Origin of the sequence: Bacillus coreaensis (genome assembly GCF_050586445.1) — a bacterium.
Taxonomy (GTDB): domain Bacteria; phylum Bacillota; class Bacilli; order Bacillales; family Cytobacillaceae; genus Robertmurraya_A; species Robertmurraya_A coreaensis.
In genome coordinates, this window is sequence record NZ_JBOCCY010000018.1 from 49397 (window position 1) to 64411 (window position 15015).

The window sequence follows — 15015 nt, forward strand, 5'->3', positions numbered from 1 at the left end:
CTATTTGGAGAGTAGATCTTTTCTAAGGAGGATAAAATCCTGATTGGCTGCTGAAACATATAGTTTAATTCTGAAAAAGTGTGTATATAGCAACAATGTTTTAGAAAAGAGCCTTTATATTTGTTCGATGAGCAAAAAGAATCGTGATTATTGTGAGTACGATTATTCCGACGGATGTGTATGTATAAGTTTCAATAAAGAAATAGATCGGAAGGATGCATAGGCTTAGTAGACCAGATATAGTAAAACTGCGGAACAAGGGATATGTGAGGCCGAAGCTTACGAGAATGACAATGGTTACGGTCGGTTCAAAAGCAATGATTCCTCCGAGAAAACTAGAGATCCCTTTTCCTCCCTTAAAGGAAAGGGTGATGGGCCAAATATGTCCTATAAGCACCAATAGGAATCCAACTAATTGAATCTCCTCTGAAAAGCCTAGCATTCTGCCAAGAAGGATAACTGCCGCTCCTTTAGACGCGTCTCCTAAAAAGGTAGCGACAAAGGCCGTCTTATTTAAACTTCTCCCGATATTACGAGCACCTACGTTTCCACTACCTACCTCCCGAATATCAATCTTTCCAAACAGTCTTCCAATAATGTATCCAAACATGATGCATCCAATAAAGTAGGAAACGAAGAAATAAACCACTACTACCATAGAACATGACCTCCGCGCTCTGTTGTATATATTCCATATTATGCTAAGCAAAACCTCTTCACAATAAGAAGTTACTGTCCACCCCAGACGGACAAAACAACCCTAAGTGTCCACGAGCGGTGACAGACACCCTCCGTGGACATTTTGGCCATTTTGTCCACGAAGGGTGTCTGACACCTTTTTGTTAAAAAGGGGTTGCGTTTTTGGGGTTTTGTTGGTGTATAATCAGACGTAGCAGAAAATTTCATAATTCGACTAGTAGTAGGTGTCTTCATAACTGAAGACTTAAAAAGGAAGTTGGTGAAATTCCAACGCGGTCCCGCCACTGTAAATGGGAGCAAGCTGCAAGTAATACCACTGTACGTGAACGTATGGGAAGGTTGCAGCAAGCAATGACCATAAGCCAGGAGACTCGCCTATTGCTATGCACCGAATTTCCTACGAGGATAGGAGTGGTGTGGCAGACCTCTACCTATTTTATGGGCTTCCATTTAATGTATAACGTCTATCATACCAGCATCTTCCTGCCTCTGTAGGAAGATGCTTTTTATTTTGTACATATCACAGGGGGAAAGAACATGCGTCAAAAATTTTACGCACTATTTGCATTACTCGTACTATCACTAGGAATTCTTGCTGGTTGTGGGAGCACAACTGAAAACACAGAAGAAAACCAAAACACAGAAGGTCAAACGGAACAAACGGAAAAAGCAGCCTTTCCAGTTACAATCAAAGATGCGTTAGACAATGAAGTAGTAATAGAGGAAGAACCAACATCAATCATTTCTCTAATACCTAGTAACACAGAAATTATTTACGAATTGGGCCTAGGAGATAAAGTTGTCGGGCTTACAACAAATGATACGTACCCAGAAGAAACAGCAGAAGTCGAAAAAGTAGGCGATTTCAATGTAGATATTGAAAAAGTTATTGCACTTAATCCAGATTTAGTGTTAGCACACGAATCTTCAGCAGCCTCTTCTGAAGCTGGTTTTCAGCAAATGAGGGATGCAGGTATCACGGTTTTCATCGTAAATGATGCCGTTAATTTTGAAGATGTCTACGATACAATTGGTATCATCGGTCAACTGACAGGAACAACAGAAGAAGCAGAAGCGTTAACTGCTGACATGAAAGCCAAGATTGAAGAAATTAAGGAAAAGGCAGCAACAGTGACAGAAAAGAAAAAGGTATATATTGAGATATCTCCAGCTCCAGATATCTATTCAGTTGGTAAAAACACATTCATGGATGTCATGCTACAAACCATAAATGCAGAAAATGCGACGGGAGATCTTGAGGGCTGGCCAAGCATTGACCAAGAATCTATCCTTGAACGTAATCCTGATGTCATTATTGCTACTTATAATTACATTGAAGACCCTGTAGGTCAGCTCATGGCAAGAGAAGGTTGGGCGGATGTGAGTGCGATCAAAAATAAGCAGGTGGTTGATGTTAATCCAGATCTTGTTAACAGACCAGGTCCAAGGGTCGTTGAAGGGGTAGAGGAACTTGCAAAAGCCGTATATCCGGAAGTATTTAATAACTAATCGAATAGCAGCCTACTTAATGGGAGCCTCGTTTCTCCTACTGGCTATAGTACTAGGCATCTCACTAGGAACCGTGAAAGTTCCAGTTTTAAGTACGATTCAAATATTACTTGCACAACTTTTTCCGTTTGTTTCACTAGATGGAATTGACCAAATGCATGTCAACATTGTTTCGAATATTCGCCTGCCAAGAGTCATCTTAGCAGGACTTGTTGGAGCGGCTCTAGCTATTGCTGGAGCTGCCTTTCAAGGTTTACTCAGAAATCCACTGGCAGACCCTTATACATTAGGAGTTTCCTCGGGTGCTTCAGTTGGAGCAGTTGTTACTTTGTTTTTTCAACTGTCCCTTCCAGTCATTGGAGCATTCACCCTTCCTGTTCTCAGTATTTTGTTCTCTTTTATCACTATTTTCCTCGTATTAGGTTTTGCACAAAAAATAGAGCGATCGATGCGGGTGGAGACGATAATCTTAACAGGGATCATTTTTAGTTCCTTTCTTGGTGCCCTTATCTCATTAATGATTGCCTTAACAGGTGAGGAGTTGCGTCAAATTATTGGTTGGCTACTAGGAAGCGTTTCCATGAGAGGATGGGTATACATAAAAATTATTCTCCCATTCTTCCTTATAGGATCAGCTATCTTAATTTTTAACGGTAAAGAATTAAATGCGATGTCGTTTGGAGAGGAAAGAGCTCATCATCTTGGAGTGAATGTCCAACGAAGAAAACATATTATTTTGATGGCAGGCTCCATGTTAACTGGCAGCGCAGTAGCTGTTTCAGGTACGATTGGTTTTGTTGGATTGGTTATTCCGCATTTAGCAAGAATGCTTTGGGGGCCAGATCATAAGCATCTACTTCCGTTATCGGTTCTTACTGGAAGTGCCTTTTTAATTTTAGCTGACTTAGTGTCAAGAACCATCATTGCTCCTATCGAGCTTCCAATTGGAGTGATTACCGCTCTGATCGGGGCACCTGTCTTTGCTGTGATTCTCCTAAAAACAAAAGCAGAAAGAAGTGGTTAACATGCTACACATTCAGCATGTCAGTGGTGGATACGCTGGTAATTCTATCGTAAAGGATATTTCCTTTGAAGTGAGAAAAGGCGAGATGCTCGGAATTCTTGGACCGAATGGAAGCGGTAAGACCACACTTTTAAAAATGATAAGTGGAATTTTGCCGGCTTCTGAAGGAACCATTTCCATTGATGGTACTAAGCTTTCCAATTATACTCCCAAGGAGCTTGCTAAGCTGATTGCGGTGTTGCCTCAGCATGCAGCAGATCCATTTTCCTACACGGTAAAAGAAACCGTATCACTTGGGCGTTATGCCCATCAAAGAGGCTGGTTTCATAGCTGGAGCACAGAAGATGAGGAAACGGTTTTAAGAGTCATGGAGCAAACGGGAACATTGAGCCTCCAACACCGAAATATTCAAGACTTATCTGGTGGAGAGAGACAAAGGGTTTACTTAGCTCAGGCACTTGCTCAGGAACCACGTATCCTTCTTCTTGATGAACCAACCAACCATTTAGATTTAAGTTATCAAAAAGAGTTGTTTGATCTGTTGAAAAAGTGGTCAAAGGAATGTGAATTGATGGTTGTTTCCATTTTCCATGATCTCAATTTAGCGGGCTTATACTGCGACAGACTTCTACTCCTTCACGAGGGGAAGATTGTAATAGAAGATACTCCGAACGAAGTGTTGAAACAAGATCGAATTCAAACCGTTTATCATACGAAAATTGCCAAACAGCCTCATCCAAAGGTTCCGGTTCCACAAATGGTGTTATTACCAGAGTGGGAAAATGACCAGATAGAAGATGTATATCAAATTGATCCATCAGTGATTCATGCTTCATCAGAAAGAATTGTAGTAAAAACGGAGCAACCCTTAAAAACGATGAGCTCTGGAGTAATTGGTTCTGGAACGGGTTGGTATCAGAACTTTGTTAATCGCCATGTAGACAAAACCTATAATTGTAGTGACCATAAAAAAGAAATGGCCCACTACTTAGAAAGAAATGGGTTCCTTCCAGGGGAAACGGTTGGAATGATGACCGCTGTTAAGCTTGAAGATGTCACTTATAAGCTTTATATAGATGGCCAGGTTTCCATTTTTATAGTCGTGACGGCAGGTGTTGGAAATGCCATAGACGCATCTGTTATGGATCGAGAAGTGTTTGATTATAAGCCAGGTACCATCAATACGTGGATCTTTGTAAACGGTGAATTGTCTGAGGAAGCATTTATTCAATCCATCATGACAGCAACAGAAGTAAAAGTGAAGGTCTTGCAAAATGAAGAGGTGCTAGACTTAAATACCGGTACACTCGCAACAGGTACATCAACAGATAGCATCTTAATTGCAGCTACGCAAAAGGGGACATCCATTGAATATGCAGGCTCCTTTACTCAACTAGGTCGATTAATTAGCCGAGGAGTCCTCGAATGTACAACGGAAGCCATTCGTAAATCTAGATTGAGAAAAGAAGGCATGAGTTAATCTCGTTCAAAATTGTTCCTGGAGGAAAAGCTGTGAAAACTGTCCGTGCATTTCTATTAAACTTACAATTTTTTACATCAATTCCTGTTAACATGAACTTGCCAATGGATGCCACGCATATGAAACGTGCGGTTGGCATGTTCCCGTTATTAGGAATTTTACAAGGAGGCATGTATTCGGTCCTTCTTTTCACCTTAATAGAGTGGACCCCATTATCGACAGTCGCCATTGCTTTCATCTTATGGTTGGCTTGGATCTTCTTTACAGGAGGTCTTCATCTAGACGGTTGGATGGATGCAAGCGATGCGTTCTTTTCCTATCGCGACAAGGAAAAACGATTAGAAATTATGAGCGATCCCCGAACAGGAGCATTTGGTGTGTTATCTGCTATTGTGCTGTTAAGTGGTCGCTATTTGTTTTTATATGAAATCACGAGTTTTGCTCATTCTTACACTTACATCATCATCCTGTTCATTCCTTTTTTCAGTAGGGGAGTGATGGGTGCGTTATTAGTGCTTGCTCCACTGGCAAAGAATGAGGGACTTGCAGCGTTTTTTAGAGAACGGTTGAGCAAGATCTCTTTACTCAGTTATCCTTTCTATTGTATGGTCATGTTAATAGGATTAGCCCTGTTCTTTCCAGCGATTACTCCCGTGTTCCTCTTGTTATTAGCAAGTGCTTTTCTATGTTTTCTATTAATCCGAAAAAAAACAGTGCACTGGTTTGGCGGAATAACCGGAGATGTGTTAGGAGCATCTGCAGAAGGGACGGAATGGTTTTTATGGATGATTGTGTGGTTATGGCATTATGCAGGCATGGCCTAACAGAGGCAAATAAAAAAAGAGCCTATCTAGGGTGGACGGATTCCCCTTTATGCCATCAACCCTCACCATTAGTAACGACCTATGAAGGGTGTTTTACGAGCGATTTAGGACGTTGTGTTGCCACGTTACAAGCATTCTTTCCTGAGGTAGAACCAATCCGAATGAGTGAGCTAAGGGAGATGCATTTTGGTGACTTTGAGGGTTGTACCTTTGACGACTTAAAGGATAATGAAGAGTATAATCAATGGCTTGATCATTACAAAGAAGCAGCCACACCTAATGGCGAAAGCTTTCAGCAATTTGTAAGAAGAATTGATATGGGTTGGAACAAGATGATTTCGGAAGTGAAAAATAATCATTGGAAACGTTCGTTTGTGGTCACTCATGCAGGTGTGATCAGGCATTTATTAGCTAGATTTGCACCAGACGAACGAGCATACTGGGACTGGAATGTGTCCCATGATTATTATTATGAATTACTATTTTCGAAAAGAGACTTTGAAAAGGGAGAACGAGCCTTTTCACTAAAGAAAGTATCCATTTAAAGGGGATGAGCAAATGAAGATTTACACAAAGACGGGAGATAAGGGGCAAACAAGTATCATCGGTGGAAGAGTGGATAAGGATGATATCCGAGTGGAAGCGTATGGGACGATTGATGAAGTGAATAGCTTTGTTGGACAAGTGGCATCTGAGCTCAATGAAGATGTGTTTGGGGATGTTCTTGCAGACTTGGAGAAAATTCAGCATGAGTTATTTGACTGCGGGGGAGATTTAGCTAATGTAACGGCTAAGCGGGTTCCGAAGCTTACTGAGGATGCAGTTCAGTACTTAGAGCAAAGAATTGATGTGTATACCGAGGAAGCGCCACCGCTTGAACGATTTATTTTACCAGGAGGAACAAAGGCTTCTGCTACGATTCATATTGCTCGTACTGTTGCTCGTCGCGCTGAGCGTCTAATTGTCAGTTTATCAAAGGCAGATTCGACCACCCCAACTGTGTGCTTACAGTATGTAAACCGCCTTTCAGATTACTTTTTTGCTTTGGCGAGAGTAATAAATTTCCGTTTAGGTGTCAAAGATGTGGAATATGTAAGAAGTGCGAAGGTGTTTCGAAATTAGATAAAGTAGGGAAGAGGAGATTGTCGATGGAAGTTAAGCTTGGTTATGTCATTTTGTACGTGGACAGCTTAGAAAAAACAAAGCAATTTTATGGTGAACTACTCGGGTTAAAGCTTCGAAACGAGTTTGGTTCCTACATTGAATATGAAACAGGCTCGACGATCTTAAGCATGAATACAAGGGCGGGCGGAAGAGAAGTGACGGGATTGCCTATCCCAGATGGTATTCAAAGAAGTCATACGTTTGAGTTAGGTTTTGTGACAGAGAATGTCGAGGGGCTTGTAGACCGACTTCGTCAAGCGGGAGTACCTGTTTTGCTTGAGCCCACAGAGAAACCATGGGGCCAAAAGGTTGCTTATGTGGAAGATCCAGACGGGCATTATATAGAAATATGCACTCCTACTCCTTAAAAGAAAAATCGATCCTTTTGTTATGAAGGATCGATTTTTTTATGCTTTTTTATTGGATTTAAGTATATAAAAACCATCAAACTCAAAAAATAATTCTTGCTACTGATGTTAGAAAGGGGATAGAATGAGACACTTAAAATGGATACTCGTATATTTAGTACTTTTGTCAACGGTGATAGCTGTTCCAACCAGAAGCCATGCCATTGCTGCAAAAGGGGCTATATTAATGGAGCAAGAATCAGGACGAGTATTATTTGAAAGAGATGCTCACACGCCAATGCGTATTGCTAGTATCACGAAGATTATGACTGCGACATTAGCGATTGAATCTGGGAAAATGAATGAGATGGTGACCATCAGTAAAAAGGCATCCGTCACGGAAGGGTCCTCTCTCTATTTACAACCTGGAGATAAAATAAAACTAGAAGACCTTGTATATGGATTGATGCTACGTTCTGGAAATGATGCAGCTGTGGCTATAGCCGAACATGTGGGGGGGAGCCTAGACTATTTCGTCAAAATGATGAATAAAAAGGCGAAAGAAATTGGCATGACCAAAACGGTATTTGCGAACCCGCATGGCTTAGATGACCATGAAAATCATTATTCTACAGCCTACGACATGGCCTTGCTCACCAAATATGCGATGCAAAATGAACAGTACCGTAAGATCTCAGGAACAAAAGAATATCATTGTAAAAGTTTAAATCGTTCGATCGGAACTTGGTTTAATAAAAATAAGCTTCTTACGATACTGTACCCATATTCAACAGGCGGAAAAACAGGCTATACCATTCGAGCGAAACGCACTCTTGTATCAACGGCAGAAAAGGATGGTTTGAAATTGATTGTCGTCACGATCAATGACCGGCAAGATTGGAAAGACCATATGTCCCTATTTAACATGGCCTTTCAAAAATATGAGCGAGTAGAGGTAGTTAGCCAAGAGAAATTTGCCTCCTTCCAGGGCTCTTACTTAGGTGGAGTTGTACCAGAACATGAAATCGTCTATCCAATGACAAAAGAGGAAAAAGAAAGTGTTGAAGTCAAATTTAAGCCATCTAAACAAAAGGACATACGAAAAGGAAAAGTAGGCGAGCTTAAAGTACTTGTTCTAGGGAAAGAAATTGGAAAGACAGATCTACTCGGAGAAGATCTACCAAAACCAGAGAACGATGACAATGACTCCTGGTTGAAGAGGCTTTTTAACTAGGTGCTTTGATATTAAAGAGTATCTAGTTGATTAGAGCGGAAGGCGCTTGACTCCTGGAAAGCAAGCGCCTGGAGCGGAAATCACCTTTAAAATTTGAGGCGCATAAATTTATGCGTCTTTTTATTTTGTTAATAGGAATAAGGTTGTGAAGCAAGCTAGTTATGACATAGGTATAGAACGAAGGGCTTAGGGAAAAAAACTACATAAATGCACAGAAGTACGGTTCCTTTCTTAAAATAGATAGTGGTAAAATAGTAAAGGCAATGACTATATGGAGGTACGTTTATGAAAACGAAGTTAGGGTTATTATACGGTGGAAAATCTGCTGAACATAAAGTGTCGTTACAAACAGCATTAGCAGTAATTAATGCGCTTGATCATAGCAAATTTGAAATACATCCTATTTATATAACGGAAAGTGGTAGCTGGGTAAGTGGTGGTCTGTTAACTGGCCCGGTTGAAACGGTAAAAGAATTAATTTTTACAGAAGGTGATGCTCTCCCGCCAACCTCTTTAACACCTGCGTTATCAAGTAAAGGGGAAGAAGCTGGCTATGATGTCATTTTCCCACTTCTCCATGGTCCGAACGGGGAAGATGGTACCGTCCAAGGATTACTAGAACTGTTAAACCTTCCGTATGTAGGAAATGGTGTCCTCTCTTCTTCTGTAGGTATGGATAAAGTATTAATGAAAAATGTATTTGCTCAAGCTGGTTTGCCACAGGTGAACTATGTATCTTTTATCCGCAGCAGTTTTGAACAAAACACAGAAGAGGCTTATAATCAGGTAGAAGCAGAGCTTGGCTATCCTTGTTTTGTTAAACCAGCAAACCTTGGATCTAGCGTTGGAATTAGCAAATGTTCCAACCGTGAGGAACTTGCACTAGCATGTAAAGAAGCTTTCCAATTCGATCGTAAAATCATTATCGAGCAAGGGGTGACAGCAAGAGAAGTCGAAATTGCTGTATTAGGAAATGATGACCCTGAATGCTCGGTTGCTGGAGAAATTGTACCTAAGGTTGAATTTTACGATTATAAAGCAAAATACGAAGATGGAAATACAGCTTTAATCATTCCAGCTGAAATTAGTGAGGAAGAGTACAGCCAGTTGAAGGAATTAGCGATAAAAGCATTCAAAGCACTGGACTGTTCAGGACTAGTTCGTGCGGATTTCTTTTTAACAAAAGACGGAAAGGCCTATATTAATGAAGTGAATACTATGCCTGGATTCACACCGTTTAGCATGTTCCCGCTTCTTTGGAAGCATACTGGCGTAGAATATCCAAAGTTAATTGAAAAGCTAGTGGACCTTGCCAAAGAGCGCCACGCGGAAAAGCAAAAAATCAAGTATACGTTTTAATGGAGGCACGGCAAGTAATTGCCGTGTTTTCCGAGTAGGAGGAACGAGAGTGATAAAAAGAACCATTAAAAAACTAACGGAAATGATGACAGTCATAAATGAAGTGGATCCGTTTGAACAGGTAGAGATTTCTGGAGTCTCGATTGATTCGAGGAAGATAGATAAGGGGAATTTATTTGTCCCTTTTAAAGGGGCCCATTCGGATGGTCACCAATTTGTAGAAGCGGCTATTCAAGATGGTGCGGCTGCAGCACTATGGCAAAAGGATGTGCCTAACCCACCTGTTGGACTTCCGATTCTAATCGTTGAAAATACATTAGAGGCCTTACAGCAGCTTTCAAGTAGTTACCGAAATGAGCTTCATGTTAAAGTAGTAGGCATAACCGGTAGTAACGGGAAAACGACAACGAAGGATATGACCGCGAACCTCCTTTCTCTTTCCTATAAGGTACAAAAGACGGAAGGGAATTTTAATAATCATATTGGCTTGCCTTTAACATTGTTAAGACTTGAAGAGGACACGGATATTGCCGTTGTTGAAATGGGAATGAGTGCACTAGGGGAAATTGAGTTTTTGTCAAAGCTAGCAAAACCAGATGTGGTGATCGTGACAAATATCGGAGAATCCCACTTACAGGACTTAGGTAGCAGGGAAAATATTGCGAAAGCAAAGCTCGAGATTATTTCAGGAATCAATGAGAATGGCTTGATTGTTTATAATGGAGACGAGCCACTTCTAAGTAAAGGACTATCACATTATGAGGGAAGTGCAAAGCTCCAAACATTTGGTCGTTCTAGTGAAAACACCTTATACCCGGTATCAATCGACCAAAAGGATGACGGCAGTACGTTTACGATCAATAAGGGGAATGAAGAGTTTCATTTGCCGGTTCTTGGTACCCATAATATTTTAAATGCTTTAGGGTCCATGCTCATTGCGAACTACTTTGATGTTCCATTTGAAAAGATGAATAAGGGCTTTGCTCAATTGAAACTGACAAGCATGCGAATGGAGCTTGTTCCTGGAGCGAAAGGTGAGAAAATCATCAATGATGCTTATAATGCGAGTCCAACTAGCATGAGGGCAGCAATCGATTTGGTAACCACTCTTTCTGGTTATGAGAAAAAGATTCTTGTACTCGGTGATATGTTGGAGCTTGGCCCAAATGAAGAGAATTTCCATTATGAAATCGGGTCTGGTGTGAATAAGGAAGCAATCGATTATGTATTTACATTTGGGAAGCTCGGTCAATTCATAGCAGAGGGAGCAAAGTCTGTACTCCCAGAGGATCGAGTAAAAGCTTATGATAGTAAACCGGAGTTAATCTCCGAACTAAAGAAATACACAGACGATAAGACTCTTTTGCTTGTGAAAGCATCGAGAGGAATGCGTCTAGAAGAAGTAGTTCATGAGTTGCAGAAATAGATAGAACAAACGTCCCGGGGAAAAGTTCCGGGACGTTTGTTCTTTACTTAGTTGCGATTTCTACCTTCGAAAGAATAAAATCCTCAACCACTTGAGCAACACCATCGTTGTTGTTTGTGTCGGTTACGTGATTAGCAATATCTTTAATCGCGTCTGGTGCGTTCCCCATCGCGACGCCAAGGCCGGCAAATTCAATCATCGTAATATCGTTGTAGCTATCACCGATCGCGATTACTTCTTCAGCCTTTATGCCAAGCTTTTTAGTTAATTGATGGAGGCTTGTTCCTTTTGTCACGTTCAGAGCCGTGAATTCTAAGAAGAAAGGCTTCGAACGGAACACACTTACTTCCTCTCCTACTTCCTTAATAAGTGTTTGTTCAACGTCTACAAGAACATCTGGATGTGCAAGCATCATGGCTTTTACAACAGGCTCTGTGATGGTTGCCTTGAATTGATCAACGATTTGCATAGGAAGACCTGTAATTGTGGCTTCAATATCTGCATATTCGTTGGCCTCTTCAATGACAATGGATTCATCTTTATAAGATAAAATCGCCACACCTTCGCGTCTGCTCAAGTCGTATAGACGGTGAGCCATTTCACTTGAGAGTGTAGAATTAAACATTTCTTCATGGGTTTTAGCGTTTATGATTTTTGAGCCGTTAAAGGAAAGTATATAGCTTCCGTATTGATCTAGTTGTAAATCCTTCGCAATAGAAACCATTCCGAATGTTGGTCGGCCAGAAGCCAGAACCACTTTCACCCCAAGCTCTTGCGCGGCCATTAAAGCTTCTTTGTTTCTTTTTGAAAGAGTATGTTCGTCATTGAGCAAAGTATCGTCTAAATCTAACACAATCATTTTGTATGGAAGAGTCATAATAACATCCTTTCTTTAAAGCGTTACTCTATCATCCTACTACATTATGACTCTCACGAATAGCAGAAATCATTGGAGAATAAATATAACCAATGGCTAATTAAACCCGAATCCTCTCTAAAAGTGTAAAATTACAATAATAAATCTTCCTTTTACAGAAATAGGGTGTAAAATAGAAATGTAAAGTAATTGGTAAAGGGGGAGAAAAGGTGATTGGTTGTCTATGTATCCATGGTTTTACCGGTGCACCTTTTGAGGTGGAGCCGTTAGTTTTATTTTTACAAAAACATACAGACTGGCGAATCGTTACACCAACTCTTCCAGGACATGGTGAAACACTGCAACTTAAGGGAGTCGCCTACCATGATTGGATTGATCACGCGGAAAGAGAATTACAGTCTCTTTTAGAAACATGTGATGAAGTGTATGTGATTGGTTTTTCAATGGGAGGAATGATTGCTAGCTATTTAGCGGTTCATTATCCGGTCGATAAGCTTGTTTTGTTGAGTGCGGCTGCCTATTATATGAATCCAAAGCAGTTGGCATTAGATATAAAAGAAATGGTGAAAGATACGTTTAGAGGTGGATTATTAGAAAATGAAATGTTTCTCCGCTATAAACGAAAAATAAAAGAAACGCCATTAGCAGCGACGATGCAATTTAGACGATTGGTAACTAATGTTCGACCGTTGCTGCCTGAGATTCATATCCCAACCTTTATTGCACAAGGCAATGTGGATGGAATTGTTCCTCCAAAAAGTGCTCGTTTCCTTTTTGAAAGAATCAGTGCGACGGAAAAGAAAATCGTTTTTTATCAGAATGCGAAGCACCTGATTTGCCACTGCGAGGAAAGAAATGAGCTGTTTGAAGAAGTGTTATCGTTTCTTAAAGGGGAGGAATAGGAGGAGACCTATTTCATTGCATTCAGTTCCTTAAGATGGTAAGATAACTTCAAAGTGACAACGAGAAGGATAACTTTCGGACATACTCCACTTGGGGAATGTCTTTTTTCACTTTGATATACTTGTTCACTTTATAGTGATTAAGACGGTTGGGTGTGTTACCTGACTTATAGATGCTAAATTACCTTATACATAGTGAAACTTCTGATTGCTCTTATTTACCTAAAGAGCACTTTTCATAAGATGCCGTATGCAGAGAAAGTTTCACTTCGTCCCCCTTACGACGGGGAAAGTGGACACGGGATAATATTTTTCGTTACAAAAGGAGATTGGTAACATTGATGACAAAGTTTCAAGATTTAGGTATTAGTCCAGCAACGATGAAGTCGTTAAAGAGAATGGGCTTTGAGGAAGCGACTCCGGTACAAGCACAAACCATTCCACTTAGCTTGGAAAACAAGGACTTGATCGGGCAAGCACAGACGGGAACAGGAAAAACAGCTGCCTTTGGAATTCCTTTAATCGATAAGATTGATGTTAACTCGAATGTAGTACAAGGAATTGTTATTGCACCAACAAGAGAGTTAGCGATCCAAGTATCTGAAGAGTTATACAAAATTGGCTACGGAAAACGAGCAAGAGTTCTATCTATTTACGGTGGGCAAGATATCAATAGACAAATTCGTGCTTTGAAAAAATTCCCTCAAATCATTGTAGGAACTCCAGGAAGAATTCTTGATCACATTAACAGAAAAACGCTTCGCCTTGAAAATGTACACACAGTGATATTGGATGAGGCAGATGAGATGTTAAACATGGGCTTTATTGAGGATATTGAGTCTATTCTTGCCCAAACTCCAGAGGAGCGTCAAACTCTTTTATTCTCTGCAACGATGCCTGCACCGATTCAACGTATGGCTGAGAAGTTTATGAAGAATCCTGAAGTTGTTAAAGTAAAAGCGAAGGAAATGACAGTCCCTGCCATTGAACAATTTTACGTAGAAGTTCAGGAAAAGAGTAAGTTTGATATCTTAACGCGCCTATTGAATATTCAAGCGCCAGAGCTTGCGATTGTATTTGGTCGTACAAAGCGTAGAGTTGATGAGCTTTCAGAAGCCTTAAATTTACGCGGGTATATGGCTGAAGGAATTCATGGTGATTTAAGCCAAGCGAAACGTATGTCTGTTTTGAAAAAGTTTAAAGAAGGGTCGATTGATGTGCTAGTGGCAACAGATGTTGCTGCACGTGGACTTGATATTTCTGGTGTTACTCACGTGTACAATTTCGATATTCCACAAGACCCTGAAAGCTATGTACACCGTATTGGTCGTACAGGCCGAGCTGGTAAAACAGGTATGGCGATGACGTTAATTACGCCAAGAGAAAAATCATACCTATCAGTGGTAGAAAAAACGATCAAGAGAAAGATGGATAAAATGGTCCCTCCAACGTTAGATGAGGCATTAGAAGGACAGCAAAAAGCAGCCATCGAAAAAATTCTCCAATCGATCGAATCTGAGAACTTACAATATTACAAGCAGGCGGCGGATGAGCTTCTAGAACAACAAGATGCATCCACAATCGTGGCAGCGGTTCTCAAAATGCTAACGAAGGAGCCGGATTCAACACCGGTGACGTTAACGGAAGAGAAACCATTACCAATGAAAAAAGATTTCCGTAGCAATGACCGCCGTGGAAAGTATGATTCTAAGAATAGAAGCAAAGGTTCTTACAAGCCAAGACAGGGTCAAGGTCAAGGCAATCGCCGTTCGAACCACAGTGGCTCTAACAGAACGGATTCAAGATCGAATAGCTATAATCGTTAAATGTGTTTGAACCCCTAGCCGGAAAGCTAGGGGTTTTTTATATGACGTTTAAGTTAACTGTTTTCCTAGTTTACACGTCATAAGTGTGTTTTTATGACGTGTAAAAGCATCAATATATCAGCTCACGTGTCATAAACGATTACTTATGACGTGAACGCACCTGCTTTTCCGGTCACAGGCGTCATAAGTGAGTCCTTATGACGTGTAAAAGCAACCGAATTCCAGCTCGCGCGTCATAAAGGTTATTACAGGATATAATTTCTAAATTGACTTCAAGAAGGCAGACATCCTGTGAAGATTCGTCTTATGCAAGTCGGGGCTAACCATAGCGACTCCTCTTTATC

Annotated in this window: 14 protein-coding genes and 1 riboswitch; of the genes, 12 read left to right on the forward strand and 2 right to left on the reverse strand. The window is 40.7% G+C overall.

The window, feature by feature from the left end; translation table 11 throughout:
* Positions 1–100: 100 nt before the first annotated feature.
* Entirely contained in the window at positions 101–658 is a 558-nt protein-coding gene (locus ACQ5H4_RS19890) for a glycerol-3-phosphate acyltransferase (RefSeq protein WP_430776726.1), read from the reverse strand.
* Between the two features lie 246 nt (positions 659–904).
* Positions 905–1092, forward strand: a riboswitch (cobalamin riboswitch).
* Positions 1093–1236: 144 nt separating this feature from the next.
* Between ACQ5H4_RS19890 and ACQ5H4_RS19895 the strand changes: the two genes are divergently transcribed.
* The 10 genes from ACQ5H4_RS19895 to ACQ5H4_RS19940 all read left to right on the forward strand — a co-directional run bounded on the left by ACQ5H4_RS19895 (position 1237) and on the right by ACQ5H4_RS19940 (position 11066).
* On the forward strand, positions 1237–2208 hold the full coding sequence (locus ACQ5H4_RS19895) for an ABC transporter substrate-binding protein (RefSeq protein ID WP_430776727.1): 972 nt from the start codon (positions 1237–1239) through the stop codon (positions 2206–2208).
* Positions 2171–3232, forward strand: coding sequence for a FecCD family ABC transporter permease (locus tag ACQ5H4_RS19900; protein WP_430776728.1), 1062 nt, complete (start codon positions 2171–2173; stop codon positions 3230–3232). The genes ACQ5H4_RS19895 and ACQ5H4_RS19900 overlap by 38 nt, the downstream gene beginning before the upstream one ends.
* A gap of 1 nt (position 3233) precedes the next feature.
* A complete protein-coding gene (locus ACQ5H4_RS19905; protein ID WP_430776729.1) occupies positions 3234–4712 on the forward strand; it encodes an adenosylcobinamide amidohydrolase in 1479 nt (492 codons plus the stop codon).
* 32 nt (positions 4713–4744) lie between these two features.
* Entirely contained in the window at positions 4745–5536 is a 792-nt protein-coding gene (gene cobS, locus ACQ5H4_RS19910) for an adenosylcobinamide-GDP ribazoletransferase (RefSeq protein ID WP_430776730.1), read from the forward strand.
* The gene (locus tag ACQ5H4_RS19915; RefSeq protein WP_430776731.1) at positions 5485–6081 is read left to right on the forward strand and encodes a histidine phosphatase family protein; all 597 of its coding nucleotides are present in this window, start codon (positions 5485–5487) and stop codon (positions 6079–6081) included. Before cobS ends, ACQ5H4_RS19915 begins: the two co-directional genes overlap by 52 nt.
* 13 nt (positions 6082–6094) lie before the next feature.
* The gene (locus tag ACQ5H4_RS19920; protein ID WP_430776732.1) at positions 6095–6658 is read left to right on the forward strand and encodes a cob(I)yrinic acid a,c-diamide adenosyltransferase; all 564 of its coding nucleotides are present in this window, start codon (positions 6095–6097) and stop codon (positions 6656–6658) included.
* 26 nt (positions 6659–6684) lie between these two features.
* A complete protein-coding gene (locus ACQ5H4_RS19925; protein WP_430776733.1) occupies positions 6685–7068 on the forward strand; it encodes a VOC family protein in 384 nt (127 codons plus the stop codon).
* A gap of 124 nt (positions 7069–7192) precedes the next feature.
* The gene (locus ACQ5H4_RS19930; RefSeq protein WP_430776734.1) at positions 7193–8281 is read left to right on the forward strand and encodes a D-alanyl-D-alanine carboxypeptidase family protein; all 1089 of its coding nucleotides are present in this window, start codon (positions 7193–7195) and stop codon (positions 8279–8281) included.
* 285 nt (positions 8282–8566) lie between these two features.
* Positions 8567–9640: a D-alanine--D-alanine ligase gene (locus tag ACQ5H4_RS19935; RefSeq protein ID WP_430776735.1), complete on the forward strand. Its 1074-nt coding sequence runs from the start codon at positions 8567–8569 to the stop codon at positions 9638–9640.
* A gap of 49 nt (positions 9641–9689) precedes the next feature.
* Positions 9690–11066: a UDP-N-acetylmuramoyl-tripeptide--D-alanyl-D-alanine ligase gene (locus tag ACQ5H4_RS19940; protein WP_430776736.1), complete on the forward strand. Its 1377-nt coding sequence runs from the start codon at positions 9690–9692 to the stop codon at positions 11064–11066.
* A gap of 43 nt (positions 11067–11109) precedes the next feature.
* Here ACQ5H4_RS19940 and ACQ5H4_RS19945 read toward each other — a convergent pair whose 3' ends face one another.
* The gene (locus ACQ5H4_RS19945) at positions 11110–11943 is read right to left on the reverse strand and encodes a Cof-type HAD-IIB family hydrolase (RefSeq protein WP_430776737.1); all 834 of its coding nucleotides are present in this window, start codon (positions 11941–11943) and stop codon (positions 11110–11112) included.
* A gap of 209 nt (positions 11944–12152) precedes the next feature.
* On the opposite strand from ACQ5H4_RS19945, the gene ACQ5H4_RS19950 reads away from it, so the two are divergent.
* Positions 12153–12845 carry an alpha/beta hydrolase gene (locus tag ACQ5H4_RS19950; RefSeq protein WP_430776738.1) on the forward strand — a complete coding sequence of 231 codons (693 nt, stop codon included), beginning with the start codon at positions 12153–12155 and terminating at the stop codon, positions 12843–12845.
* Positions 12846–13186: 341 nt separating this feature from the next.
* The gene (gene cshA / locus ACQ5H4_RS19955; protein WP_430776739.1) at positions 13187–14671 is read left to right on the forward strand and encodes a degradosome RNA helicase CshA; all 1485 of its coding nucleotides are present in this window, start codon (positions 13187–13189) and stop codon (positions 14669–14671) included.
* Positions 14672–15015: the final 344 nt, after the last annotated feature.

Coding starts and splice junctions, on each gene's coding strand:
- ACQ5H4_RS19935 (WP_430776735.1), top strand. CDS start 8,567: ATGAAAACGAAGTTAGGGTTATTATACGGTGGAAAATCTGCTGAACAT.
- ACQ5H4_RS19920 (WP_430776732.1), top strand. CDS start 6,095: ATGAAGATTTACACAAAGACGGGAGATAAGGGGCAAACAAGTATCATC.
- ACQ5H4_RS19915 (WP_430776731.1), top strand. CDS start 5,485: ATGGTTTTTATGGATGATTGTGTGGTTATGGCATTATGCAGGCATGGC.
- ACQ5H4_RS19890 (WP_430776726.1), bottom strand. CDS start 658: ATGGTAGTAGTGGTTTATTTCTTCGTTTCCTACTTTATTGGATGCATC.
- ACQ5H4_RS19945 (WP_430776737.1), bottom strand. CDS start 11,943: ATGACTCTTCCATACAAAATGATTGTGTTAGATTTAGACGATACTTTG.
- cshA (WP_430776739.1), top strand. CDS start 13,187: ATGACAAAGTTTCAAGATTTAGGTATTAGTCCAGCAACGATGAAGTCG.
- ACQ5H4_RS19905 (WP_430776729.1), top strand. CDS start 3,234: ATGCTACACATTCAGCATGTCAGTGGTGGATACGCTGGTAATTCTATC.
- ACQ5H4_RS19925 (WP_430776733.1), top strand. CDS start 6,685: ATGGAAGTTAAGCTTGGTTATGTCATTTTGTACGTGGACAGCTTAGAA.
- ACQ5H4_RS19895 (WP_430776727.1), top strand. CDS start 1,237: ATGCGTCAAAAATTTTACGCACTATTTGCATTACTCGTACTATCACTA.
- ACQ5H4_RS19930 (WP_430776734.1), top strand. CDS start 7,193: ATGAGACACTTAAAATGGATACTCGTATATTTAGTACTTTTGTCAACG.